Annotated in this window: 1 protein-coding gene; it reads left to right on the forward strand. The window is 45.7% G+C overall.

Translation table 11 applies throughout. The features are described from left to right. Positions 1 to 404 (forward strand): DUF2339 domain-containing protein (locus ABD892_RS10440; protein WP_345195562.1); only part of this gene is annotated, 404 nt, incomplete at its 5' end. Positions 405 to 874 lie beyond the last annotated feature (470 nt).

Raw genomic sequence — 874 nt, forward strand, 5'->3', positions numbered from 1 at the left:
AACTCTGGGGCAGATTTCTAAAGGATATCTGCTATGCCGGGGACTGCCAGTGCTTCCAGACGTTTTTCTACAGACTCAACGCCGCGCTAATGCTATATGCTGGCCATCTGGGTTTTATTGCCTGCATGGTTGAATGGGTACAGGAAGACATTTATTTGTCCGCAGTGTGGGCGGTGTATGGCGTTGTACTGTTGTTATTGGCATTGGTTGTTAAAGATAAAACAGTTGGCAAATCAGCGCTTATTATTTTTACCATCGCTGCACTCAAGGTCATCCTGTTTGACTTGTCTGGTGCGAATTCAATGGTTCGGGTACTCGTATTGCTGATCTTAAGTGTCAGTCTGTATGTGGGCGGCTACCTCTACCAGTCGGTAGTCAATGGCAAACGGCCTGATCAACATTGATTCATCGCTTTGTGCTTTTTAAATAAGACGTCGTTGTAAATGTTGAAATTTCGCTCAAACCATTGGGGAATAGGAGAAACATCACTCTATACACGATGGTCGTCATTCTTTCTGTCCATAGGCTTGTTAGTGTTGAGGAATGTCTGGTGAGCATACTGTGCTATGTAACGCTCAAAGGATGTGCTGGTGAGTTCAATCAGGCGTTGATGAAGGGATGCCTGGTTCTCGACGTTCATAGCCAGTGGTCACTTTGGCTTGTAAGGCAGATGGAGGTGGCGTTTCTTTTTCTCCATTACTCCTGTGCAAAGCAATGCAATACTCCCGTTACGATGATTTAATGGCGGACATTGCGACAACAAACCTGTCGCCTCAATCTTGCCTATGGAATCTCGGTGTTTGTCAACATAGTTGTCGCCCCAACTCAAGCCGCTTTCTTAAGTTGATCAGCTGAAGATCTGTCGGGATTAAGC

Origin of the sequence: Kistimonas scapharcae, assembly GCF_039540975.1 — a bacterium.
Classification (GTDB): Bacteria; Pseudomonadota; Gammaproteobacteria; order Pseudomonadales; family Endozoicomonadaceae; genus Kistimonas; species Kistimonas scapharcae.